26 protein-coding genes and 1 pseudogene are annotated in these 22,625 nt (G+C 44.1%); 24 read left to right on the plus strand and 3 right to left on the minus strand.

The window, feature by feature from the left end:
* Positions 1-7: 7 nt before the first annotated feature.
* From DQM55_RS04835 to DQM55_RS04935, 20 genes and pseudogenes are all read left to right on the plus strand, one after another.
* Complete coding sequence (locus DQM55_RS04835) at positions 8-502, plus strand: hypothetical protein (RefSeq protein WP_111675656.1); 495 nt, start codon at positions 8-10, stop codon at positions 500-502.
* Positions 503-730: 228 nt separating this feature from the next.
* The gene (locus DQM55_RS04840) at positions 731-1,243 is read left to right on the plus strand and encodes an adenine phosphoribosyltransferase (RefSeq protein ID WP_002897341.1); all 513 of its coding nucleotides are present in this window, start codon (positions 731-733) and stop codon (positions 1,241-1,243) included.
* A 147-nt stretch (positions 1,244-1,390) separates the two neighbouring features.
* A complete protein-coding gene (metA, locus tag DQM55_RS04845; protein WP_002909461.1) occupies positions 1,391-2,332 on the plus strand; it encodes a homoserine O-acetyltransferase MetA in 942 nt (313 codons plus the stop codon).
* 8 nt (positions 2,333-2,340) lie between these two features.
* Positions 2,341-3,021, plus strand: coding sequence for a DnaD domain-containing protein (locus tag DQM55_RS04850; protein ID WP_002909462.1), 681 nt, complete (start codon positions 2,341-2,343; stop codon positions 3,019-3,021).
* A gap of 67 nt (positions 3,022-3,088) precedes the next feature.
* Entirely contained in the window at positions 3,089-3,877 is a 789-nt protein-coding gene (yghU, locus tag DQM55_RS04855) for a glutathione-dependent disulfide-bond oxidoreductase (protein ID WP_111675657.1), read from the plus strand.
* 141 nt (positions 3,878-4,018) lie between these two features.
* Entirely contained in the window at positions 4,019-4,708 is a 690-nt protein-coding gene (locus DQM55_RS04860; RefSeq protein ID WP_002909464.1) for a tRNA (adenine(22)-N(1))-methyltransferase, read from the plus strand.
* Positions 4,695-5,492, plus strand: coding sequence for a Nif3-like dinuclear metal center hexameric protein (locus DQM55_RS04865; protein WP_002909465.1), 798 nt, complete (start codon positions 4,695-4,697; stop codon positions 5,490-5,492). Before DQM55_RS04860 ends, DQM55_RS04865 begins: the two co-directional genes overlap by 14 nt.
* A gap of 11 nt (positions 5,493-5,503) precedes the next feature.
* Positions 5,504-6,598 (plus strand): NAD(P)/FAD-dependent oxidoreductase, encoded by a 1,095-nt coding sequence (locus DQM55_RS04870; RefSeq protein ID WP_002909466.1) that lies wholly within the window; start codon positions 5,504-5,506, stop codon positions 6,596-6,598.
* Position 6,599: 1 nt separating this feature from the next.
* On the plus strand, positions 6,600-7,070 hold the full coding sequence (locus tag DQM55_RS04875) for an 8-oxo-dGTP diphosphatase (RefSeq protein WP_002903078.1): 471 nt from the start codon (positions 6,600-6,602) through the stop codon (positions 7,068-7,070).
* A 22-nt stretch (positions 7,071-7,092) separates the two neighbouring features.
* Positions 7,093-7,917, plus strand: a complete 825-nt coding sequence (tmpA, locus tag DQM55_RS04880) for a ZIP family manganese transporter TmpA (protein ID WP_111675658.1) — start codon at positions 7,093-7,095, stop codon at positions 7,915-7,917.
* Positions 7,918-8,051: 134 nt separating this feature from the next.
* Positions 8,052-8,921, plus strand: coding sequence for a glucose-1-phosphate thymidylyltransferase RfbA (rfbA, locus tag DQM55_RS04890; RefSeq protein ID WP_002897349.1), 870 nt, complete (start codon positions 8,052-8,054; stop codon positions 8,919-8,921).
* Positions 8,922-8,925: 4 nt separating this feature from the next.
* Entirely contained in the window at positions 8,926-9,519 is a 594-nt protein-coding gene (locus DQM55_RS04895) for a dTDP-4-dehydrorhamnose 3,5-epimerase family protein (protein ID WP_111675659.1), read from the plus strand.
* Between the two features lies 1 nt (position 9,520).
* Positions 9,521-10,069 (plus strand): hypothetical protein, encoded by a 549-nt coding sequence (locus DQM55_RS04900; RefSeq protein ID WP_111675660.1) that lies wholly within the window; start codon positions 9,521-9,523, stop codon positions 10,067-10,069.
* 61 nt (positions 10,070-10,130) lie between these two features.
* Complete coding sequence (gene rfbB / locus DQM55_RS04905; RefSeq protein ID WP_111675661.1) at positions 10,131-11,177, plus strand: dTDP-glucose 4,6-dehydratase; 1,047 nt, start codon at positions 10,131-10,133, stop codon at positions 11,175-11,177.
* 203 nt (positions 11,178-11,380) lie between these two features.
* Positions 11,381-11,980 (plus strand): hypothetical protein, encoded by a 600-nt coding sequence (locus DQM55_RS04910; RefSeq protein WP_002920904.1) that lies wholly within the window; start codon positions 11,381-11,383, stop codon positions 11,978-11,980.
* 94 nt (positions 11,981-12,074) lie between these two features.
* Positions 12,075-12,164, plus strand: a pseudogene (locus tag DQM55_RS04915) (GNAT family N-acetyltransferase); the annotation flags it as partial.
* Between the two features lie 64 nt (positions 12,165-12,228).
* Entirely contained in the window at positions 12,229-12,861 is a 633-nt protein-coding gene (locus DQM55_RS04920; RefSeq protein WP_172454721.1) for a copper homeostasis protein CutC, read from the plus strand.
* Positions 12,862-12,893: 32 nt separating this feature from the next.
* Positions 12,894-13,565 carry an MmcQ/YjbR family DNA-binding protein gene (locus DQM55_RS04925; protein ID WP_111675663.1) on the plus strand — a complete coding sequence of 224 codons (672 nt, stop codon included), beginning with the start codon at positions 12,894-12,896 and terminating at the stop codon, positions 13,563-13,565.
* Between the two features lie 87 nt (positions 13,566-13,652).
* Positions 13,653-15,395: an ABC transporter ATP-binding protein gene (locus tag DQM55_RS04930; RefSeq protein ID WP_111675664.1), complete on the plus strand. Its 1,743-nt coding sequence runs from the start codon at positions 13,653-13,655 to the stop codon at positions 15,393-15,395.
* 1 nt (position 15,396) lies between these two features.
* The gene (locus DQM55_RS04935) at positions 15,397-17,136 is read left to right on the plus strand and encodes an ABC transporter ATP-binding protein (RefSeq protein WP_111675665.1); all 1,740 of its coding nucleotides are present in this window, start codon (positions 15,397-15,399) and stop codon (positions 17,134-17,136) included.
* Positions 17,137-17,185: 49 nt separating this feature from the next.
* Here the strand turns inward: DQM55_RS04935 and DQM55_RS04940 are convergent, their stop codons facing one another.
* Positions 17,186-18,505: an aminotransferase-like domain-containing protein gene (locus DQM55_RS04940; RefSeq protein WP_111675666.1), complete on the minus strand. Its 1,320-nt coding sequence runs from the start codon at positions 18,503-18,505 to the stop codon at positions 17,186-17,188.
* Positions 18,506-18,544: 39 nt separating this feature from the next.
* On the opposite strand from DQM55_RS04940, the gene DQM55_RS04945 reads away from it, so the two are divergent.
* The gene (locus DQM55_RS04945) at positions 18,545-19,411 is read left to right on the plus strand and encodes a pyridoxamine kinase (protein ID WP_111675667.1); all 867 of its coding nucleotides are present in this window, start codon (positions 18,545-18,547) and stop codon (positions 19,409-19,411) included.
* Positions 19,392-19,991, plus strand: a complete 600-nt coding sequence (locus tag DQM55_RS04950; protein WP_111675668.1) for an ECF transporter S component — start codon at positions 19,392-19,394, stop codon at positions 19,989-19,991. Before DQM55_RS04945 ends, DQM55_RS04950 begins: the two co-directional genes overlap by 20 nt.
* A 30-nt stretch (positions 19,992-20,021) precedes the next feature.
* Here DQM55_RS04950 and trhA read toward each other — a convergent pair whose 3' ends face one another.
* Together trhA and DQM55_RS04960 are read right to left on the minus strand one after the other, a co-directional pair.
* Positions 20,022-20,669, minus strand: coding sequence for a PAQR family membrane homeostasis protein TrhA (trhA, locus tag DQM55_RS04955; protein WP_002900134.1), 648 nt, complete (start codon positions 20,667-20,669; stop codon positions 20,022-20,024).
* Positions 20,653-21,114 (minus strand): DUF1836 domain-containing protein, encoded by a 462-nt coding sequence (locus tag DQM55_RS04960; protein ID WP_111675669.1) that lies wholly within the window; start codon positions 21,112-21,114, stop codon positions 20,653-20,655. Before DQM55_RS04960 ends, trhA begins: the two co-directional genes overlap by 17 nt.
* A 129-nt stretch (positions 21,115-21,243) precedes the next feature.
* On the opposite strand from DQM55_RS04960, the gene DQM55_RS04965 reads away from it, so the two are divergent.
* Both DQM55_RS04965 and yaaA read left to right on the plus strand, forming a co-directional pair.
* On the plus strand, positions 21,244-21,828 hold the full coding sequence (locus DQM55_RS04965) for a VanZ family protein (RefSeq protein ID WP_111675670.1): 585 nt from the start codon (positions 21,244-21,246) through the stop codon (positions 21,826-21,828).
* A gap of 16 nt (positions 21,829-21,844) precedes the next feature.
* Positions 21,845-22,573, plus strand: a complete 729-nt coding sequence (gene yaaA, locus DQM55_RS04970) for a peroxide stress protein YaaA (protein ID WP_111675671.1) — start codon at positions 21,845-21,847, stop codon at positions 22,571-22,573.
* The last annotated feature ends 52 nt before the right edge of the window (positions 22,574-22,625 follow it).

The raw sequence follows: 22,625 nt of genomic DNA on the forward strand, positions 1-22,625 counted from the left end.
TTTTTAGATGAATGAAATTATCCTGAGTTTTAAACCAGAATTTTTTAAAGCTTTGCTAACAGGAAAAAAGCATTTTGAATATCGTTCAAGGATTCCTGAAAAAGAAACGATAGCTTATTTATATCTTTCCTCACTCGCTAAGATGATTGTTGGAAAAATGGTTTTAGGTCAGCGTAATAATATCCAACACTTTTTAGAAAATTCAGATTTAGCAAATAGTAGTCGTCCATATTTGGAAAAACATTTGCAAGAAGGTGCTAAGTATTTTTCTTCAATTTATTCCCTATCTATTTTTGACTCGCCTATATCGTTAAAACAAGCTAAAGAATTATCGCCGGAATTTAAGGCTCCTCAGGGGTATAGTTATGTGAAAAATTATAAAGAATTGCATAATTTTCTTGAAAACTCTGTATTTTCAACATTTGAGATTAATCCATCTAATGATTTGGACTTATTAGGGTTATTTACGAAGGATATTGTAAAAAATATGAACAAGAAATAGCAACGCCACTTTATTTAGAGCAGCACATCTGATTTTAACTAGCCTAGAAAAAACGATAATGAAGATTAACTAACTCAATCCCGGCCTCAATGTGATGGTCTATGAATGGCTCAGACATGATTTTTCAGATTAAATAATAGATACCAATAAAAAGTAAGTTTTCTGTTACCATTTGGATGAAAAAGTGATATAATAGAGAGTAAAAATTTTTTTGAAAGAAAGTATATCATGAATTTAAAAGACTACATTGCAACAATCGAAAATTATCCAAAGGAAGGCGTGACATTCCGTGATATCAGCCCATTAATGGCAGACGGAAATGCTTATAGCTACGCTGTTCGTGAGATTGTGCAATATGCGACAGATAAGAAGATTGACATGATCGTTGGACCGGAAGCTCGTGGCTTTATCGTGGGCTGTCCAGTTGCCTTTGAGTTAGGAATCGGCTTTGCTCCAGTCCGCAAGCCTGGTAAGCTTCCTCGTGAGGTTATCTCAGCTGACTATGAAAAAGAGTACGGTGTTGATACCCTAACTATGCATGCGGATGCTATCAAGCCAGGTCAACGCGTTCTGATTGTAGATGATCTCCTTGCGACTGGTGGAACAGTGAAGGCAACGATTGAGATGATTGAGCGCCTTGGTGGTGTAGTAGCTGGCTGTGCCTTCCTTATTGAGCTGGATGAGCTCAAGGGTCGCGAAGTTATCGGCGATTACGACTACAAGGTTCTGATGCACTATTAATACATAGTTTCTAACTATATCTAGTTAGAGAAAAAGTATAATTGAAAACTATATCTCCTTTCAGTATAATGAAAGTACATTGGATAAACAAAGAATAGGCTGGAAAAGTATTTCCAAGCCTTTCTAACGATTGAAGGAGATATTTTCATGCCAATTAAGATTGATAAGAAACTGCCAGCTGTTGACATTTTAAGTTCTGAGAATATCTTTGTCATGGATGACGATAGGGCGGACCATCAGGATATCCGCCCTCTGAATATTCTGGTACTCAATCTCATGCCCCAGAAAATGGTGACGGAAACTCAGATACTGCGCCACTTGGCTAATACTCCGCTGCAGTTGACTATTGACTTCCTCTACATGAGCTCTCATCAGTCTAAAACGACACGTGCAGAGCATATGGAGACTTTTTATAAGACTTTTGATGAGGTTAAAAATCGCTATTTTGATGGCTTGATTATCACTGGTGCACCGGTAGAGCATCTGCCTTTTGAAGCAGTGGACTACTGGGAAGAGTTCCAACGGGTGATTGAGTGGTCCAAGACCCATGTCTTTTCGACTCTGCATATCTGTTGGGGAGCTCAGGCTGGACTTTACGCTCGCTACGGCGTGGACAAACACCAGATGACACGCAAATTATCAGGTGTTTATAGCCAGTTGGCTGACAGCAGTAATCTACTTTTTCGTGGCTTTGACGATGAGTTTTATGCGCCGCATTCCCGTCATACCGAAGTTCTGAAGGAAGATATTGTCAATCTGACCAATCTGGAAATTCTTTCGTATGGAGAGGATACGGGTCTCTCTGTGCTGGCTAGCCGGGACTTGCGAGAGGTGTATAGCTTCGGTCATATGGAATACGACCGCGATACTCTATCCAAGGAGTATTTCCGCGACTTGAAGGCAGGGAAGAATCCACACATTCCAGAGAATTATTTTAAAAACGATGATGTCCATACGACACCGGCCTTGTGCTGGAGTTCGGCCGCTGCACTCTTTTTCAGCAATTGGGTCAATTATGCTGTCTATCAGGAGACGCCTTTTGACTGGGAAAGTCCTGAAAATGATGTATCGTTTTTTGCTTATCTATAAGAGGTGACATGACTTATTTATCAGCTTTTAAATCGGGCAATCTAGTAATCCCGAGCGCTCTTCTTTTACATTTTAAGGACATCTTTGATTCCAGCGATGATTTTTTGGTCTGGCAGTTTTTCTATTTGCAAAATACGACTTCTCTGGAAGAGCTGGCGCCTAGTCAGATTGCGGAGCATATTGGCAAGACCCTGTCAGAAGTCAATCGCTCTATGTCCCATTTGACGGAGAAAGGTCTCTTGCAGTATAAGACCATTGAGCTGAATGGAGAGACAGAGGTTATCTTTGATGCTTCACCGGCTTTGGAAAAGCTGGATGAACTGCTGGCAGCCAAAAGTGGTCATCAGACTGTGGCAAAGGCACCTCAGAATGTCTTGAAAGATTTGGTTGAAACCTTTCAGCAGGAGTTGGGCCGTCTCCTGACACCCTTTGAAATTGAGGACTTGACCAAGACTGTTCAAGACGACAAAACCAATCCTGACTTGGTCAAGGCTGCCCTTCGTGAAGCTGTGTTCAATGGCAAGGCCAACTGGAAGTATATTCAGGCTATCTTGCGCAATTGGCGCAAGGAAGGCATCACTACGCTTGCTCAGGTAGAAGCCAAACGGGAAGAACGTGAAGCAGCTAATCCTCAAAATGTGACAGTTTCAGATGATTTCCTCAATGCCATGAATTTATGGAAGGACTGACTTTATTAGATTTATAGTGGCCTGTTAGATATGACAGGCCCTTGGTTTTATAAAAAAGGAGAAAAGTATGACGTATCAATTGCCAAAAGTCTGGTCTGCTGCGGACAGCGACCAAGGGAAATTTTCAGGTATCAATCAGCCTACTGCTGGCGCACGCTTTGAGCAGAAGCTTCCTATCGGTAAAGAGCCTTTTCAGCTTTATTCACTTGGGACACCTAATGGTGTCAAGGCGACGATTATGTTGGAGGAACTTCTGGCAGCAGGTGTGACAAAGGCTGCCTATGATCTCTATAAGATCAGCATCATGGATGGCGACCAATTTGGCTCAGATTTTGTGAAAATCAATCCCAATTCCAAGATTCCGGCCTTGTTGGACCAGTCAGGTCATAAGCCGATTCCTGTCTTTGAATCAGCAAATATCCTGCTCTATCTGGCAGAGAAGTTTGGAAAGCTGATTCCGTCAGATTTGGCTGGTCGGACTGAGGTGCTCAACTGGCTCTTCTGGCAGACAGGAGCGGCGCCCTTCTTGGGTGGCGGATTTGGTCATTTCTTTAATTATGCTCCAGAAAAGCTAGAATATCCGATTAATCGCTTTACGATGGAAGCCAAGCGACAGCTGGATTTATTAGATAAAGAATTAGCCAAGAAAGCTTATATCGCTGGAGATGACTATAGCATAGCAGATATTGCTATCTGGTCTTGGTATGGGCAGTTAGTACAGGATAAGCTCTATCCAGGTGCAGCTGAGTTCTTGGATGCTGCATCTTACAAACATCTATCTGCTTGGGCGGAGAAGATTGCAGCTCGTCCGGCGGTTCAGCGCGGTTTAGCTGCCGAGTATCAGGAAATCAAATAAAAAAGTGATGGGTAGGAACACCCCATCATCAAGTGGCGAGACAAAATCAGTTTATCAACAGGCTGATTTTTCTTTCGTTGCTTTTTTTATACCCTTAAAAATGATATACTGAATAGAAGAATGTTTAGAAAAGAGTAAGCAATGCAAAAAAAGACTATTTCCCAGCGCTTGGAGCGAGTGGCTGCTTTTGTGCCGGATGGGGCAAAGTTGCTGGATGTTGGGAGCGATCACGCCTATCTGCCTATTTACCTGATTCAGGAAGGACGGATTGAGAAGGCTCTGGCCGGTGAAGTGGTAGAGGGGCCTTTTCAGTCTGCCCAGAAAAATGTGGCAGAGCATGGGCTGACGGAGCAGATTGAGGTTCGTTTGGCCAATGGTCTGGCGGCTTTGGAAGCAGAGGATCAGATTGACACCATCGTTATCGCTGGCATGGGTGGTCGCTTGATTTCAGAGATTTTGGAAAATGGCAGAGCTAAGCTTGCGTCTATTTCCCGCTTGATTTTGCAGCCCAATAACCGAGAGGATGAGCTTCGCAGCTGGCTTGTATCTAACGGCTTTCGCTTGCTGGCTGAGGATGTCTTAGAAGAGGCTGGTAAGTTTTACGAAATCCTAGTGGCAGAAGCAGGCCAGCAAACTTTGACAGAGCAAGAAAAGCGTTTCGGACCTTTTCTGATGAAGCAACAGTCACCTGCTTTTCAGTTAAGATGGCAGAAAGAACTGAAAAAAATTGAAAAAGCTCTGGCTCATATCCCAGAAAAAAATGAGCTAGAACGCTCTGCTATGTCCCAAAAAATCGAAAGTATCAAGGAGGTACTCCATGTTAGCAAGTGAAATCATCGCACGTTATGAAGCCTATTGCCCGCAAGAACTGTCCATGGAGGGCGATATTTCAGGCCTGCAAATCGGGACTTTGGACAAAGAAGTGGACAAGGTTCTAGTGGCATTGGATATTCGCGAGCAGACAGTGGCGGAGGCTATTGAGGCAGACGCTGGACTGATTATCGTTAAGCATGCGCCTATCTTTCGCCCGCTTAAGGACCTAGTGGCGGATAAGGCGCAAAATCAGATGATTTTAAGCCTCATCAAGCATGATATTGCTGTCTATGTCAGCCATACCAATATTGATGTTGTGGAGGACGGGCTCAACGACTGGTTCTGCCAGCTATTGGATATTGAGGAGACAAGTTTTCTCAGTCAGACAAGCCCAGAACATGGTATTGGCCGCGTGGGGAAGATTTCTCCTCAGACCTTTGGGGACTTTGCGGCTAAGGTCAAGGCAACTTTTGGACTAGATAGCTTGCGTCTGGTCGCTTATGAAGAAGCGGATCTCGAACGCGTGATTGAGCGTGTGGCTATTTGTGGCGGAAGCGGTCAGTCCTTTTATCCAGAGGCTATTGCCAAGGGAGCGCAGGTCTACATTACAGGTGATATTTACTATCATACAGCTCAGGAAATGCTGACAGAGGGGCTTTTGGCGCTGGATCCTGGACATCATATTGAGGTTCTTTTTACAGAGAAATTGAAAGAAAAGCTTGATGCATGGAAGGCAGAAGAGGGATGGGAGATTGAGATTCTGGCTAGTCAGGCTTGGACCAATCCTTTCCGACATATTTGAGAGGATGCGACATGAAAAGAGTAGCAGTGATTGGTGCTGGGATTGTTGGCTCAACAGCGGCTTACTATCTGTCCCAATCCCCAGATGTGGAAGTGACTGTCTTTGATGACGGCAAGGGGCAGGCAACCAAGGCAGCCGCTGGCATTATCAGTCCTTGGTTTTCCAAGCGTCGAAACAAGGCTTGGTATAGGATGGCGCGTCTGGGCGCTGATTTTTATCAAGATTTAATTGCGGATTTTAAAGCTGCTGGTATCCAGACAGACTTTTACCAACAGACAGGTGTTTATCTGTTAAAAAAGGACGAGAGCAAGTTGCAGGAACTTTATGATTTAGCTGCTAATCGCCGGGAAGAGTCGCCCTTAATAGGGGACTTGAGTCTTCTCAGCCTTCAGGAAGCCCATGAGAAATTTCCAGACTTGCAAGGCTTTGAGCGGCTTCTTTATGCTTCCGGTGGTGCCCGTGTGGAGGGAGCACTCTTGACGGAGACGCTTGTGAAAGCAAGCAAGGCAGAGTTGGTTGAGAAAAAGGCAAGCTTGACAGTAGATGGAGAGCAACTTCTTGTGGACGGACGTAACTTTGACTGTGTGATCTTGGCTGTGGGGGCTTGGCTAGGAGAAACCTTGCAGCCACTGGGCTATGAGACAGATGTTCGACCGCAAAAGGGACAGCTACGTGATTTTAAGCTGGCTGAAAAGACGGATGACTACCCTGTGGTTATGCCTGAGGGTGAGCTGGATATCATTCCCTTTCTGGCGGGCAAGGTCAGTGTTGGTGCCAGTCATGAAAATGATCAGGACTTTGATTTGAAGGTAGATAAGAAAGTTCTGGATCAGTTGCAGCGAGAAGCGGAAACTTACTTGCCAAGGCTGTCTAAAGCAGAGATTTTAGGCGAGCGCGTGGGAACACGGGCTTATACCAGCGACTTTGCTCCTTTCTTTGGAGCTGTTCCAGATTTGCTAAATGTCTACGCTGCCAGCGGATTAGGCTCTTCTGGTCTGACAACTGGCCCGCTTATCGGACGCCAATTGGCCCAGATAGCTTTGGGAGAAGCGGGGCTGCTGAATCCAGCTGACTATCCTATTGAACAGTATGTGAAGAAGGTTTGATATGACAGAAACCATTTTGAATTGGGTCAATATTTGTGTAAAAAAAGATGAAGAAATCCTACTGCTTAATCGCCAGCATGATAACTTTAAAGGGTGGATACAACCAGGCGGGAAGGTGGAGTTTCCAGAATCTTTTTTCGAAGCTGCAAGGCGCGAATTAAAAGAAGAAACGGGGCTAACTGCTCTAAACATGGAATTGAAGGGAATTTCAGGATTCACTAATCCGAGTAAAAAAGAACGGTATGTGTATTACGATTTTCTTTGTACTGCATTTGAAGGACAAGTCAGGGGAAACGATCATGAAGGGGAGCCCAAATGGTGGAAGATTTCGGAACTTGACCAAATAGATATGCAGGACGACATACGTGAACGTCTGCCTCTCTACTGGAGGAAAGGCTCTTTCGAGCGGATTCATTACTGGAATGAGGAAAAACACTGTATCGGGGAAACCAAGACGATTTTGTATGATTGATTTTAGAGAATAAGGGGAAATTATAGACTGGTTACGATCGCAGCCTGTGGTTATTCAGGCACTCTTGGCTGGCCTTTTTACATGGGGGTGTACTATTGTAGGCTCTGCTGTTGTATTTTTCTTTAAACAGGTCAGTCGCAAGTTGCTGGATATTATGATGGGCTTTGCGGCAGGCGTCATGATTGCGGCTTCCTTTTGGTCGCTTCTGGAGCCGTCGATTGAATATGCGCAAAGTTCTTATGGCAAGCTGTCCTGGCTGCCTGCAGCGATTGGTTTTTTAGTGGGAGGTTTTTTCCTGCGGCTGATTGATGCGGTAGTGCCTCACTTGCACTTGAGCAAGGACATTTCGGAGGCTGAGAGTGTTCCTGAGCATAGCAAAAAGAAGCTGTCCAAGACAGCTCTGCTCTTCTTAGCCATTACCATTCACAATTTTCCAGAAGGTTTGGCAGTCGGAGTAGCCTTTGGTGCTTTGGCCGGCAATCCTAGCCCGGAAGCCTTTGTCGGCGCGATTGGCCTAGCTTTGGGAATTGGCCTGCAAAACGTTCCAGAAGGAGCGGCTCTATCCATTCCGATTCGGACGGACGGCAAGTCTCGGCTTAAAGCCTTTTACTGGGGTTCTATGTCCGCGATTGTAGAGCCAATCGGGGCTGTTCTGGGGGCAGTTGCTGTTATGGCCATGACGGCTATTCTGCCCTATGCCCTATCCTTTGCAGCAGGCGCCATGATTTTCGTGGTGGTAGAGGAGCTGATACCGGATTCGCAGACCAATGGCAATACAGATGTGGCGACTTTAGGTCTCATGGTGGGCTTTGTTCTCATGATGGTCTTGGATGTGGCTTTGGGTTGATACCAACTTAAAATCAAAGAGCGGAAGAAAGCGGAATTTCCGCTCTTTTTCTTTTATTTAAGGGTAGTGAAAAGGATGACATCCGCTTTCAAAAATGGTAGAATAAGGAGAATACATTAAGAGAGGAAACTCATATGAAAGGTATTATTCTTGCAGGTGGTTCTGGTACACGTTTGTATCCATTGACCCGCGCTGCGTCAAAACAGCTCATGCCGGTTTATGACAAACCCATGATTTATTATCCACTGTCAACTCTTATGCTGGCTGGTATCAAGGACATCTTGATTATCTCCACTCCGACGGATTTGCCTCGTTTTGAGGATCTGCTGGGAGATGGCTCTGAGTTTGGCATCAAGCTCTCCTATGCAGAGCAGCCAAGTCCGGACGGATTGGCACAAGCCTTTATCATTGGGGCTGATTTTATTGGAGATGACCGCGTGGCGCTGATTCTTGGGGATAATATTTACCATGGACCAGGTCTGAGTAAAATGCTCCAAAATGCTGCTGCTAAGGAAAAAGGAGCAACTGTTTTTGGCTATCATGTCAAGGACCCAGAACGTTTTGGTGTTGTAGAATTTGATGAGAATATGAATGCTATCTCCATCGAAGAAAAACCAGAACAGCCGCGCTCTAACTATGCAGTAACAGGACTGTATTTCTACGATAATGATGTCGTAGAAATTGCCAAGAACATCAAACCGAGTCCTCGCGGAGAATTAGAAATTACAGATGTTAACAAGGCTTACTTGGATCGTGGCGATTTGTCTGTTGAGCTTATGGGACGTGGTTTTGCCTGGTTGGATACGGGTACCCACGAAAGTCTCTTAGAGGCAGCTCAATATATCGAAACGGTTCAGCGTATGCAGAACGTTCAGGTGGCAAATCTGGAAGAAATTGCCTATCGTATGGGCTATATCACTAAAGAGCAAGTGCATGAATTGGCGCAGCCATTGAAAAAGAATGAATATGGCCACTATCTCTTGCGCTTGATTGGAGAAGAATAAGAAGATGACGGAACAATTTTTTGATAAGGAATTAGCAGCGCGTGAGGTTTCTGGAATCCCTGGAATGCTTGAGTTTGATATTCCTGTACGCGGGGACAACCGAGGCTGGTTTAAGGAGAATTTCCAAAAGGAAAAAATGCTGCCGCTAGGCTTTCCTGAAAGCTTCTTTGCAGAAGGAAAACTGCAAAATAATGTCAGCTTTTCTCGCAAAAATGTCCTGCGTGGTCTTCATGCTGAACCATGGGACAAGTACATCTCTGTTGCAGATGGTGGTAAGGTGCTGGGAACTTGGGTAGACCTGCGTGAAGGTGAGACTTTTGGCAATACCTACCAGACAGTAATTGATGCCAGCAAGGGGATTTTTGTGCCACGTGGCGTCGCAAACGGCTTCCAAGTCCTTTCTGACACGGTTTCTTATAGCTATCTGGTGAATGACTACTGGGCTTTGGAACTCAAACCTAAGTATGCCTTTGTCAACTATGCAGACCCAGCTTTAGGCATCCAGTGGGAAAACTTAGAAGCAGCAGAAGTCTCAGAAGCGGATAAAAACCACCCGTTGCTTAAAGATGTTAAACCTTTGAGTAAAGAGGATTTGTAATATGCTTGGTGGTGAATTTTTAAATAAGAGAGAAAACAAGAAATGGATGTTGAATTTACTTTTATCAGTAACATTGCTCTCTTTAAACCAAGTATTCTCATCATTGAGTAAGAATACCTATGAAGTTTCAGTATTGGAAATTTTTAAAATTTCTAGTACATCTGCTATTATAATGTTTATGGGACTCTTTACCAGTGAAGAGAACTTTGACATATGGATTGGTGGAATTAAGAGTTGGTCTAGATTAAGGAAAATAATTTGGCTTGTTGCACTAATAACTTTATCTTTATTAAACTACTTTATTTTTGATAAATTCTTAGTACCAAGTCTTAATACCGTTGATTTATTTATCTATGAATCAGGTTTGTTACGTAATGCATATATTCTACTAGTAAATATCCCTCAATATTTAATGTTATTATGGAATGGCTTGATTTTGTGGATTGAAATAGCTTCATCTTCATTATTTATATCCTTACCTATTAACTTTATTATTGCTTTTTCCTATGACTGGATTGAGAAAAACTTCCTTAATATTGATAATGACTGACTGATATTTAAGTATTACTAAGTACTTGTTCTATAAAAAACGAAGGAATAGAAAGAATTTTATGACAGAATATAAAAACATTATCGTTACCGGTGGCGCTGGTTTCATCGGTTCTAACTTTGTCCACTATGTTTACAATAACTTTCCAGATGTCCATGTGACAGTGCTGGACAAGCTGACTTACGCGGGTAATCGTGCCAATATTGAAGAAATTTTAGGCGACCGCGTTGAGTTGGTTGTTGGAGATATTGCTGATGCAGCCTTGGTAGATAAGCTGGCTTCCGAAGCTGATGCTATCGTTCACTATGCAGCAGAAAGCCACAATGATAACTCGCTCAATGATCCGAGTCCGTTTATCCACACCAATTTCATCGGAACTTACACACTCTTGGAAGCAGCACGTAAATACGACATTCGTTTCCACCATGTATCAACTGACGAAGTTTATGGTGACCTGCCTCTGCGTGAAGATCTGCCAGGTCATGGAGAAGGTCCAGGTGAGAAATTTACGGCTGAAACCAAGTATAATCCAAGCTCGCCTTACTCATCAACCAAGGCAGCTTCAGACTTGATTGTCAAAGCTTGGGTGCGCTCATTTGGCGTGAAAGCGACGATTTCTAACTGTTCAAACAACTATGGTCCTTACCAGCACATCGAGAAGTTCATTCCGCGCCAGATTACCAATATCCTGAGCGGTATCAAGCCAAAACTCTATGGTGAAGGCAAGAATGTCCGTGACTGGATTCATACCAATGACCATTCATCAGGTGTTTGGACGATTCTGACCAAGGGACAAATCGGCGAAACTTATTTGATTGGTGCTGATGGTGAGAAGAATAATAAGGAAGTTCTGGAGCTGATTCTAAAGGAAATGGGACAGCCGGCTGATGCTTATGACCATGTGACAGATCGTGCCGGCCACGACCTCCGCTATGCCATTGATGCCAGCAAGCTCCGCGATGAGCTAGGATGGAAGCCAGAGTTCACCAACTTTGAAGCGGGTCTCAAAGAGACGATCAAGTGGTACACGGACAACCAAGACTGGTGGAAATCTGAAAAAGAAGCAGTCGAAGCCAACTATGCTAAGACTCAGGAAGTAATTAAGTAAGAATAGGCTATCTATGATGAGCCTTGTAAAACTAGCGCTATGTGATTGAGAGGCTGGGATTATCTGTCCCAGCCTTTTCTCACAGGATTGTTAGCTTTTTAATATGTTTGTTACAGAAAATTATGCAAAAATAGTGTAAAATAAAATAAATCCTTTCTGTGTTTTTGGCTAAAGGGATTTTCTCAAATTAAAGGAATACAAACATGAAAATGGTAAAAAGAGTAGTGGGAATTGCTTTGGTGCTGTTGCTTGCAGCAGTGCTGTTTCTGGTCCCTGCATCTGTTAATCAAAGTGAACAATTAAAAAATGTTCAAGGCAGTGCTTCCTGGATGAGTATTATTGAGCCAGCTTTGAGCAATGCCAATGTGACGGCTCAGGGAGTCAGCACAGAAGTTTCTCTCAATAGCGTCCAGCTTAATCAGGTGCTCAAGTCTTCTCTGACTGACTCTGAGAATCAGGAGCTGCTGAACAGTGTTTACAGTATTGAAGGCAATAAGCTGCGCATCCAGTATCCAGTCAAGCTGCTCTTCATTGACAGTAAGCTGGACCTAGAGGTGGATGTGACGGTGAGAGATAATGTCTTGCACATCACAATCGATAGTGCCAAGCTAGGCTCTCTTCCTATCCCTAAATCTTGGGTGACAGGCATGCTGAAGCAACAAATGCAGGCCTCTAATTCATCTATCACAACGGAGGGAGATAGTTTCCTTCTAGCTCTGCCGCAGAGTCAATTCAGCATTAACAAAATCAGCTTCCAGAACGGAGCTGCTAAAATCCAGTTCAGCATGGGTTATGGAATCTAAAAAAGAAAACTTCATTTGAGGAAGAAGTCTTCCGAATCAAATGGAGTTTTTATACTATTATTTGAGCAATAGCATTGTGAGGGAGAAAAGATGCCTACAGAACCGCATTTAGTCCAAGGAAGACTATCAGATCCATTGGCTTGATTGGTGTAAGAGAGAAGCTGGAAAATTTGATAAGAGCTGATATCGCGAAGCTCTTGTGTTATAATAGATAAAGGAAATCAATATATTAAATCAGAGGTAAGATAATGCTTTATGAATTTTGTGCGGAAAATGTAACCTTGTTAAAAAAGGCTATGAAGGCTGGAGCCCAGCGGATTGAGCTCTGTGATAATCTGGCTGTCGGAGGCACGACACCCAGTTACGGCGTAATTCAAGCAGCAGTTGACTTAGCCAAGCCTTACGGTGCGACTGTGATGACCATGATTCGGCCCCGAGGCGGTGATTTTGTTTACTCGGAACTTGAAATTGAGATTATGCTGGCAGATATCCAAAAAGCCAAGGAAGTCGGCAGTCAGGGAGTGGTTTTTGGTGTCTTGACGGAGAAGAACGAAATAGATGTTTCGAAGATGCAGCGGCTGCTGGAGGCATGCAAGGGACTGGAAGTAGTCTTCCACATGGCTTTTGATGCGATACCGGCTGAATACCAGTTTGGCGAAATGGATTGGCTGATTGAGAACGGTGTCCAGCGAATTTTGACCCACGGAGGACCTGCTAATGAGCCGATTGAGGAGCATTTTGCTTGGCTGGACGAATTAATCGAGCATGCCGCTGATCGGATTGATATCATGCCGGGCGGTGGCATTCATCTGGGCAATCGTCAGCAAATTATAGACAGTCTGGCAGTTGACCAGCTGCATGGGACTAAAATTGTATTTTAAGGAGGAGAAGGGCTCTAGCGGCTCCTAATAAAATGTTGGAACTATTTGAAAAATACAAGTCTAATCCAAATAAGCTTCAGACTTACGGTTTTAAGGAGTCTGATGGAGTTTACCATTTCTCGCAGAAGATTATGAAGGGTGACTTTCGCTTGGAAGTAACTATCAGAGATGGGGAGTTGGACTATCAGGTCTTTGACTGCGATACTGATGATGTTTATCTGCAGGTCAAGATGGAGCAGGTGACGGGGGAGTTTGTCGGTCAGGTCCGTGAAGCTTGTCAGGCAGTACTGCTGGCTATCCGTCAGCACTGTTTTGACGAGGTTGGCTTTCTCTATGAGCAGAGTAAGCGACTGCGGGATCATGCGGCTGAGGTTTATCAGGGGCAAATAGAGTACCTCTGGGAGAAGTCGTCCAGAAAGAGCTCGACCAAGGCTGGAGTTTTCCGCCACCAGGACAGTAAAAAATGGTATGGGGCTTTTCTGACCACAGACTGGTCTAAGTTTGAAGCAGAGCGAAGCGGCGCTATTGAGGTGCTAAATGTTAAGAATGATCATGTAGCAGAACTGATTCAGAAAAAGGGGATTTACCCGGCCTTTCACATGAATAAGAAATATTGGCTCAGTCTGCCCTTGGATGATAGACTGAGCGATCAGGAAATCTTTGATTTACTGGCTGTTAGTTACCAGCTGACCAGTAAAAAATAGAATCGAAGCACAGCGTTCCAATCCGCTGTGTTTCATTTTTCCTCAAAAAACAGTATAATAAAAAGACTAGTAAGAATAGGAGAAATTATGAACCTCATTAGAAAATTAGCCTGGTTTTTTAAGTTGGAAAAGCGGCGCTATATCATCGGTATCTTGGCCTTGTCCTTGGTCAGTGTCTTCAATCTGATACCGCCTAGAATCATCGGTCAGGTTATTGACCGAATTGCTAACAAACATCTGACTTCTCAAGAGCTGCTCTTTAATTTGCTGTTGCTGATTGCTTCAGCTTTTATCATGTACGGCCTGCGTTATGTCTGGCGCCTTTATATCTTAGGGACGTCCAATAATCTGGGACGGATTCTGCGCTCTAGATTGTTCGAGCACTTTACTCACATGTCTCCCTCTTTTTATCAGAAATACCGTACAGGGGACTTGATGGCTCATGCGACCAACGATATCAATGCAATTGTCAGTCTGGCTGGGGGTGGAGTCATGTCAGCTGTGGATGCTTCTATTACAGCCCTGGTGACCCTGCTAACTATGTTTTTCGTTTTGGACTGGCGGCTAACCTTGATTGCCATTGTGCCCATGCCCTTCTTGTCGTGGGGTACGGGCTTGATTGGCCGAAAAAATCATGAAAGTTTTAAGGCTGCTCAAGAGGCATTTTCGGATTTGAACAATAAGGTTCAGGAGAGTGTTTCAGGGATTCGAGTGACCAAGTCCTTTGGCTATCAGGAGGCGGAGACTCAGTCTTTTGCTAAGACCAATCAGGAGGTCTACGAAAAAAACGTTTTGGCTGCAAAGTACGATGCTCTTTTTGACCCCTTGGTTTTGCTTTTTATCGGTCTTTCTTATGTTTTGACCTTGATTTTCGGTGGAATTTTTATCTCCCAAGGGCAGTTTACCATAGGAGAGTTGGTTACTTTTATCACTTATCTGGATATGCTGGTTTGGCCGCTGCAGGCTACAGGCTATCTTTTTAACATCGGCCAGCGAGGTGCTGTTTCCTATGAACGGATTGAGAAACTGCTGGCTCAGGAGTCAGATGTCAAGGAAGCTGAACAACCCCTCTCTCATGCGGAAAATGGTCGATTGGATTATGACATTCGGAAGTTTGCTTATGCAGAGGGGACTAGTTTATCGGATATTTATTTTTCTATTGAGCAGGGACAGACACTGGGAATTGTCGGTCAGACGGGCTCAGGGAAGACCACTCTTCTGCGCTTGCTGCTGCGGGAGCAAGATATTCAGGAGGGGGCTATCTATTTGAATGGACATGATATCCGAGAGTACCGTCTCAAAGACTTGCGCCGTCTTATCGGCTATGTACCACAGGAACAGATGCTTTTTGCACTGTCCATTCGGGACAATATCCGTTTTGCTAATCCCCAGCTGACAGATAGCCAGGTTCTAGCTGCCGCTAAACTATGCGGTGTGTATGAGGATATTCAGGCTATGCCAGAGGGGCTGGATACGGTTGTCGGTGAGCGGGGCTTGTCCTTATCTGGTGGGCAGAAGCAGCGCTTGGCGATGAGTCGGGCTATTATTACCAATCCTGAAATCCTGATTTTGGATGATTCCCTGTCGGCTGTTGATGCCAAGACAGAGCATCTGATTTTAGAAAATCTAAAGTCAGAGCGTGCTGGCAAGACAACCATCATCACAGCTCATCGGCTGTCAGCCTTGGTGCATGCAGACCTGATTTTGGTTATGGAAGAGGGGCGTATCAAGGAGCGGGGCACCCACCAAGAGCTATTGGAGCAAAAGGGCTGGTATGCCCAGACTTATCATAATCAGCAGCTGGCAGAAAGCTTGAAGGAGGAAGATTAATATGAAAAAGAAAGCAACTTTTCATCGCCTCCTAGGCTATATGTGGCGCTACAGGATAGTGAGCAGCATGGCCTTGACCTTCATTCTGCTGACGACTCTGGTTACAACAGCATTGCCGCTCTTGGCCCGCTATTTTATTGATCAATTTATCGGCCGTAATCAAGCCTGGGCTGGCCTGCCTTTGCTGGCTCTTTACTACGGCCTTTTCCTCTTGCGAGTACTTTTTACCTTCTTGGGAAAGTATTTCTTTGCGCGTGTGGCTCAAAGTGTGGTTTGGGACTTGCGACAGGAAAGCTTTGCCAATATCCAGCGCCTGCAAATGGCTTATTTTGATCGAACGCCAGCTGGTGCTATTGTTTCCCGCCTGACCAATGATACTCAGGCAGTAGCAGATATGTTCAGTGAGATTTTTTCTAATTTTTTGAGCTCTTTGCTGATTTTAGTTGTTACTCTGAGCGCTATGTTTGCCCTCAACTGGCAATTGACCCTCATGATTGCTCTCTTTCTGCCTTTGATGGCAGCCTCTATCTTGCTCTATCAGCATTTATCCAATCGTCAGCTGAAGCAGGTCCGGAATAAGCTCAGCGATTTGAATGTCAAGCTATCTGAAAGTATTGAAGGAATGCGGATTATTCAGGCTTTTGGGCAAGAGAAGCGCTTGCTGCGGGAATTTGAAGAAATCAACGGTCAGCATTTAGGCTTCACCAATCGCTATCTCAATATCAATAGTCTCTTTCTGAGGCCGGCCATGTCCCTGCTGAAAATCTTGGCTTATGGAGTGATTCTGACTTACTTTGGCTTGACTTGGCAAGTGGCGGGAATTACGGCAGGTATTATGTATGCCTTTATCCAGTATGTTAATCAGCTTTTTAATCCTTTGATTGATGTTATGCAGAATTACTCTGTTCTGCAGACATCTATGGTTGCTGCGGAGCGGGTTTTTGAAATCATGGACCGCACTGACTACGAGCCTGAGCAGGCTAACCAAGACTTGCAAATCCAAGATGGCAACATCGAATTCAAGCATGTTTCCTTTTCTTATGATGGAAAGCGAGATGTTTTGCGGGATATCTCCTTTTCTGTCAAAAAAGGCCAGACGATTGCCTTTGTGGGTTCGACTGGCTCTGGTAAATCCTCTATTATCAATCTTTTCCTGCGTTTTTATGAGTTTGAGCGGGGGCAGATTTTGATTGATGGACGCGATATTAAAGATTATAGTCAGGCGGAGCTGAGGCGAAAGATTGGCCTTGTTTTGCAGGATCCCTTCCTTTATCACGGTACAGTTGCTTCCAATATCCAGCTTTACCAAGAGCAGCTGACGCGTGAAGAGATTATAGAAGCGGCTAAGTTTGTAGATGCTCATGGCTTTATCAGTCAGCTACCTCAAGGCTATGATTCCCATGTGACTGAGCGGGGAGCGACTTTTTCCAGCGGTCAGCGTCAGCTTTTAGCCTTTGCCAGAACCATCGCTACTAAGCCTAAAATCTTGATTTTGGATGAGGCGACAGCCAATATTGATTCGGAAACAGAGGAGCTGATTCAAGCCTCACTGAGAAAAATGCGGCGGGGTCGGACAACCATTGCCATTGCCCACCGTCTGTCTACCATTCAGGATGCCGACTGCATCTATGTCTTAGATAAGGGGTGCATTATCGAATCCGGCAGCCACGAAGAATTGCTAGCTCAAGATGGCACCTATAAGAAAATGTACCAACTGCAGGCTGGGATGATGGAGTCTTGAAAAGCCTGATTATAAATGAAAGGTGTAGAATTCATTTGGAATTCTACACCTATTTTAAATAGTCTTTTAGTTTCTCTACATTTTCTTCTAAGTTATCATAAGGAAGCTTGGCATACTGGTAAGGGCAGCTAGCAAGGTAGCTTTGTTCAAAGAAGTCAAGCGGCAGGCTGCTGTGTTTGAGAGCACTGACGGAAGAAAGTGACCTCAAGTCTAGCAGAATGCCGTCCTTGATCAGATAGCTAGATAGTGGCAGCTGAGCTTGCTCCAGTAGTATCTGGGCTTTTCTTGCTTCCTCTTCTTGAAGCTGCAGCAGCGCCAACCTATTTTTTTCAAACATGAGACTGTCGATGTAGAGAGATAGAGCCTTCTGCATGATGAGGTTGCTGTCATAGTCCACGGCGCTTTTGTAAGCGATGAAGGTTTTTTGAATCTGGGGCGGAAGGAGCAGGGCGGTAATCCTCAGGGCTGGGAAAAGGCTGGTTGAAAAGGACTTGATGTAGATGACCCGCTGGCTATTGTCTAGATAGTGAAAGGTCAGCTCCCGACGGCTATCAAAGTCTGATAGATAGTCATCTTCTACGATATAGACATCATAGAGCTGGGCTAGCCGAAGAATTTCTTCCTTTTCCTGCCGACTGTAAGAGTGGCCCAAGGGATAGTGAAAACGCGGGATAGTGTAGAAAAACTTGATCTTTCCGCTTTGAAAAATCCTCTCAAGTTCTTGTAGATTAATACCTTGTGGAGTTCTTTCAATGGTTTCATAAGGAAGTTTTTGCGCTAGCAGAAGATCATTAATCCGATGGTAGGTCGGCTGCTCCACCAGAATATGCTCTTTTTGATTGGGGAATTCAATCTGTGAAAGGATATAGAGAGCCTGCTGGGTGCCGGAAGTCAGTACCAGCTGATCCCTAGAAGCATAGACAGCAGAGTCCAGCATTAGTCTTTGCACAGAGTGACGCAGATCCTCCAGTCCTTCCTGCTGAGGGTAGTAGTTGAAGAGATAATTTTCCCGGCCGATCAGAGTTTCATTTACACAGAGTCGGAAATCATCATAAGCTTGGTGGCGGTCATCCCTCACAGGCAACTCCAAATCCTGCTTTTCTTCCTGAGCATTCTCCAACACATAGTAGCCACTTTTGGGAACGGCATAGATGTACTTCTGATACTTGAGCTCAATCAGAGCCTTCTGCGCAGTATCCTTACTGCAGTGGTAACGCTCTGCAAGCTTGCGGACAGAAGGAATTTTCTGACCAGTTGCCAGTTTTCCCTCTTTAATATCCTTAGTAATCTTATCAATTATGCGTTGGTATTTTGCTTTAACCATGAAACTGTCCCCATACAGATTTGATTTTTTCATATTGTAACTCATTTTCAGATATTTTACAATAGAGAGCAAGTAGGAGGAGTCATGAAAACAAAAACAGTCATTCTAGCCACAGATATTTCTGGCTTAGGTAAGGTTGCCGCAACAGCTGCCCTGCCGCTTTTTGCAATTTGTCAGCTAGAGGTGGCCCTCTTGCCAACCATGATTTTATCGTCTCATACAGGCGGTTTTTCAGACATCTATATAGATGATTACACGCATGGGATGCTTGCTTTTTTGAAACAATGGCAGAGCCTAGAGTTCGACTTTTCAGCTTTGGTAACAGGGTATTTGAAGTCTGATATTCAGGTGGAAAATTTGCTGCGCTTTAAAAAGGAAAAAAGCTTGCCCCTTATCGTGGATCCTATCATGGGAGACAAGGGGACTTTTTATCAGGGATTTTCAGATGCCCATCTAAACCATATGCGTCGCCTCTGCCAACATGCCGATTTGGTTCTGCCCAATTTGACGGAAGCCTGTTTGTTGTTAGAAGAATCCTACGAAGAGAGTTTATCAGAAGATAGATGGGAGGACTACAGCAAACGTTTGGCTGAGTTAGGACCGAGCAAGGTCTTGCTAACTGGCTTGCCCATGAAAGAAAACCAGATTGGTGTAGCTTATTTTGATGCAGCAACAGAAGAGTTTAATCTCTTTTCTAGTCCAGCTCTGCCCCAGCATTTTTTTGGAACGGGTGATATATTGACGGCTCTTGTAGCTGCGGCTTTTGTTCAGGGGATTGACATCAAGCAAGCCCTGCTGGTGATTTTGAAGTTTATTGAAAAGAGCTTGGCACTTAGCTTTAAAGAGCAAATAGATCCAAAGAAGGGCGTTTTTTACCAGCCCTACCTAGGAGAGCTTTTTGCTGATTTTCAAGCCTTAATGGAGGAAAAAGATGAAGAAACAAACAATTGATTTGCAAACCTTAACTATGATTAGTTTATTTGCTGCTTTGATTTTTTTGAGCATTCAGTTTTTTAAAATTCCTGTGGGAGCTCAGTTTATTCACTTTGGAAATGCACTGGTGGTAGTGGGCTGTCTGATTTTTGGCAGTAAGCTCGGTTTTTTAGCGGCTGCTATTGGACTAGGAATATTTGACTTGTTAAATGGTTATGCGGCAGAAATCCCAATTATCTTGTTAGAAGCACTTGCGGTGGCCGTGGTGATTCATTTTCTGTATGAAGAACTTTTTCAGAGAAAGGATAAACTAAGAAATATTCTTGTGACAGCAGTAGCCGCAGCTTTGGTGAAGATTGTGCTTAATATCCTCAAGTACACTCTGACAGGAACACTGTTTGGCGGGAGTAGTTTACCAGCAGCCTTTTTGCTGGCAGTAGCTAAGATTACTGGTACATTTGGCTCCAGTCTAGCGACAGTTATCGCCGTCCCAATCTTATATCCAATCTTTCAGCAAGTCAGAAAAGCTCACAAGCACAGAGGGCCACTGAAAAGCAAGGATAAATCAATAAATAGCATAAAAAAAGAAACTGTCTGAGAATCCTCAGACGGTTTTTGTGTATTTGTCTTACATAAAGTATACGATAGCCAGATACTGCAGAGCAGAGGCTGCTAGAATGAAAAGATGCCAAATCATGTGGAAGTAGGGCTTCTTTTGAGCATAGAAGCCAGCTCCTACAGTATAGCAGAGGCCACCAGCCAGCATGAGTCCCCAGAATACAGGTCCGGTTTGACCGATAATCTGCGGAATGATAAAGACCACCAGCCAGCCCATAATCAGATAGAGAGCCAAGCTGAATTTTTCATTGACTTTCTTAGCGAAAATCTTGTAGAGGATACCAAAGATGGTCGTTCCCCACTGGATAGCAATGATGAGATAGCCAAACCAGTTATTCATCAGCGACAGCACGACTGGCGTGTAGCTGCCAGCGATGGCGATGTAAATCATGGAGTGGTCGATAATGCGCAAGATATACTTGTGGGTCGAGCCATAGGACATTGAATGGTAGACAGTTGAAGAGAGGAACATGAGAAAGAGGCTGATGACAAAGATAGAAGTTCCGACAGCAGCCACCAATCCATGCCCTTCATAGCTATAAATGGCCGAGATAGGCAGCAGAATTAGCATCAGAACAGCCCCTACCGCATGGGTAACAGCGTTGGCAATTTCCTCTCCAAAGGATAGTTTTTTACTGAGTTTAAGCGCGTAGTTCAAGATTTTCTTCCTCCTCATTTGGTACTTGGATTAGGGATAAGGTCTTCTGATAGAGTTTGACCGTCTGGCAGGCTGTGGAAATGATGGATGCCACCTCCAGCTTGCTACCGTTCATATAGTCAACGAAGTCATCATAAAGTTCTCGCGAATCTGCTGATTTATGCAGCATATTTAAAGTAGCTGAAATTTCCTGGATAGAAAAGACCGTTTTTAAGGTTGTAATGGCAATCAAGCGAGCTACTTGGCGGCGTTGATATTTTTTCTTGACCGGCTTGGCAATATAGCCATGCTTGACGTAGTTGTTAATCATAGAAGCGGTCAGTCCCTTGTCAGCAGCTGAAATAGAAGAGCCACAGACATTGTTTACATAGAGCAGGACCTGGTCCAAATATAGCTCCAGATCTGGTAATTCGTCCCACTTGGGAAAAACTTGTTGAGTGTTCAAATCTTTATCACTTTCTTATCTAGTCCTTATAACTAGATGATAACATCTCTGTAAATCAAAGTCAAGCAAAAAATAGAATGTCCCATTGAAATTTGATATAATCTTAAAAAGAAGAAAGGGAGGTTTCAGATGAAAAAACAAATAATCTTTGATATGGCAGCCTTCCTAGGCAGTCTGATTTTTTGGTCTTGGCTCTATATGCGCTTTTTTTATGCCTATGTAGCCGTCGTCTTTTACAAGAATCAGCCAGAGTGGAACCTGCTGATACCAGCTTCTATCATCCTGACTCTGACAGCTATTAGCTCGCTTTTTATTCGCGGCCTCTATAGTCGGCACATTCCTCGTTGGCTGGTACTAGCCAGTTACACCCTCTATTTTCTCATTCTATTCTATGCCCTCTTTTTGAAAAATATCGGCAGGCAGGGCTTCAGTCTGGACCTGCAGTCTTTTACCTATAATTGGATTTATGGAGATAAGCTGGTACCCACCATGAATATCATTATGTTCATTCCGCTGGGCTTTCTCTGCAAGCTGTCATGGAAACATTTAGCTTATTTTACCTTGGCTATCAGTCTGGTTGAGGGGAGCCAGTATCTCTTTCATCTTGGCATTTTTGACTTGGGTGATATCCTGACTAATCTGCTAGGATTCATTATCGGCACCTATCTACTAGAGACAGCCTTGGGTAAATGGGTTGTCCGTCATATTCACTAAATGAAAGAAGGAAACTATGAAAATTCTTATCCCAACTGCCAAAGAGTTGAATCTAACTGCTCCATCTGCAATCCCTAATCCATTTTCAGCACAAACTCAGGCTGTGTTGGATGAGTTGGCAACCATGTCAGTAGCTGACTTGGCATCATTTTATAAAATCTCCCCAGAAAGAGCGGAGGTAGAGTGGCAAGCCATTCAGGCTTTGCGAGAAGGAACTGCGCAGCATGCTCCAGCACTTTATCTTTTTGATGGCCTCATGTACCGCCATATCAAGAGGCAGGACCATACCAAGGAGGAAAGTCAGTATATCGAGAAGCATCTTGCTATCACAACGGCGCTTTACGGTGTTATCCCAGCCCTGGAGCCCATAGCGCCCCATCGCTTGGACTTTATGATGCCACTCAAGCTAGATGGGAAGAGTCTCAAGGCATTTTGGAAAGAAGCTTATGACCAAGCTCTGGCAGAAGATGAGATGATTTTCTCCCTCCTGTCCAGCGAGTTTGAAACAGTCTTTTCCAAGGAAATTCGCCAGCGCATGATAGGCTTCAAGTTTCTGGAAAACCGAGGCGGCAAGCTAAAAGTCCATTCGACCATTTCTAAAAAAGCGCGTGGTGAGTTTTTAACAACTCTAATAACTAACCAAGTAACAGAAGTCGAACAGATGAAGAAATTAAGCTTTGCTGGCTTTACTTACCGACCTGACCTGTCCAGTGACCAAGAGTTGGTTTATATCAAGGAAGTATGAAAAGGAAGAATCGGCTTTTGTAATATCTACGTAATATTCTCGTTATAAAATT

This window comes from Streptococcus sanguinis (assembly GCF_900475275.1).
Taxonomy (GTDB): Bacteria; Bacillota; Bacilli; order Lactobacillales; family Streptococcaceae; genus Streptococcus; species Streptococcus sanguinis_N.

Bases quoted from the DNA above. Each gene is read 5' to 3' on its own strand.
- DQM55_RS04865 (WP_002909465.1), top strand. From the start codon at position 4,695: ATGTTAGCAAGTGAAATCATCGCACGTTATGAAGCCTATTGCCCGCAA.
- DQM55_RS04910 (WP_002920904.1), top strand. From the start codon at position 11,381: ATGAAAATGGTAAAAAGAGTAGTGGGAATTGCTTTGGTGCTGTTGCTT.
- DQM55_RS04850 (WP_002909462.1), top strand. From the start codon at position 2,341: ATGACTTATTTATCAGCTTTTAAATCGGGCAATCTAGTAATCCCGAGC.
- yaaA (WP_111675671.1), top strand. From the start codon at position 21,845: ATGAAAATTCTTATCCCAACTGCCAAAGAGTTGAATCTAACTGCTCCA.
- DQM55_RS04860 (WP_002909464.1), top strand. From the start codon at position 4,019: ATGCAAAAAAAGACTATTTCCCAGCGCTTGGAGCGAGTGGCTGCTTTT.
- DQM55_RS04840 (WP_002897341.1), top strand. From the start codon at position 731: ATGAATTTAAAAGACTACATTGCAACAATCGAAAATTATCCAAAGGAA.
- DQM55_RS04965 (WP_111675670.1), top strand. From the start codon at position 21,244: ATGAAAAAACAAATAATCTTTGATATGGCAGCCTTCCTAGGCAGTCTG.
- DQM55_RS04870 (WP_002909466.1), top strand. From the start codon at position 5,504: ATGAAAAGAGTAGCAGTGATTGGTGCTGGGATTGTTGGCTCAACAGCG.
- DQM55_RS04930 (WP_111675664.1), top strand. From the start codon at position 13,653: ATGAACCTCATTAGAAAATTAGCCTGGTTTTTTAAGTTGGAAAAGCGG.
- DQM55_RS04935 (WP_111675665.1), top strand. From the start codon at position 15,397: ATGAAAAAGAAAGCAACTTTTCATCGCCTCCTAGGCTATATGTGGCGC.
- DQM55_RS04875 (WP_002903078.1), top strand. From the start codon at position 6,600: ATGACAGAAACCATTTTGAATTGGGTCAATATTTGTGTAAAAAAAGAT.
- DQM55_RS04950 (WP_111675668.1), top strand. From the start codon at position 19,392: ATGAAGAAACAAACAATTGATTTGCAAACCTTAACTATGATTAGTTTA.
- DQM55_RS04835 (WP_111675656.1), top strand. From the start codon at position 8: ATGAATGAAATTATCCTGAGTTTTAAACCAGAATTTTTTAAAGCTTTG.
- DQM55_RS04940 (WP_111675666.1), bottom strand. From the start codon at position 18,505: ATGAGTTACAATATGAAAAAATCAAATCTGTATGGGGACAGTTTCATG.
- DQM55_RS04895 (WP_111675659.1), top strand. From the start codon at position 8,926: ATGACGGAACAATTTTTTGATAAGGAATTAGCAGCGCGTGAGGTTTCT.
- DQM55_RS04920 (WP_172454721.1), top strand. From the start codon at position 12,229: ATGCTTTATGAATTTTGTGCGGAAAATGTAACCTTGTTAAAAAAGGCT.
- yghU (WP_111675657.1), top strand. From the start codon at position 3,089: ATGACGTATCAATTGCCAAAAGTCTGGTCTGCTGCGGACAGCGACCAA.
- rfbA (WP_002897349.1), top strand. From the start codon at position 8,052: ATGAAAGGTATTATTCTTGCAGGTGGTTCTGGTACACGTTTGTATCCA.
- DQM55_RS04900 (WP_111675660.1), top strand. From the start codon at position 9,521: ATGCTTGGTGGTGAATTTTTAAATAAGAGAGAAAACAAGAAATGGATG.
- metA (WP_002909461.1), top strand. From the start codon at position 1,391: ATGCCAATTAAGATTGATAAGAAACTGCCAGCTGTTGACATTTTAAGT.
- rfbB (WP_111675661.1), top strand. From the start codon at position 10,131: ATGACAGAATATAAAAACATTATCGTTACCGGTGGCGCTGGTTTCATC.
- DQM55_RS04925 (WP_111675663.1), top strand. From the start codon at position 12,894: ATGTTGGAACTATTTGAAAAATACAAGTCTAATCCAAATAAGCTTCAG.
- DQM55_RS04945 (WP_111675667.1), top strand. From the start codon at position 18,545: ATGAAAACAAAAACAGTCATTCTAGCCACAGATATTTCTGGCTTAGGT.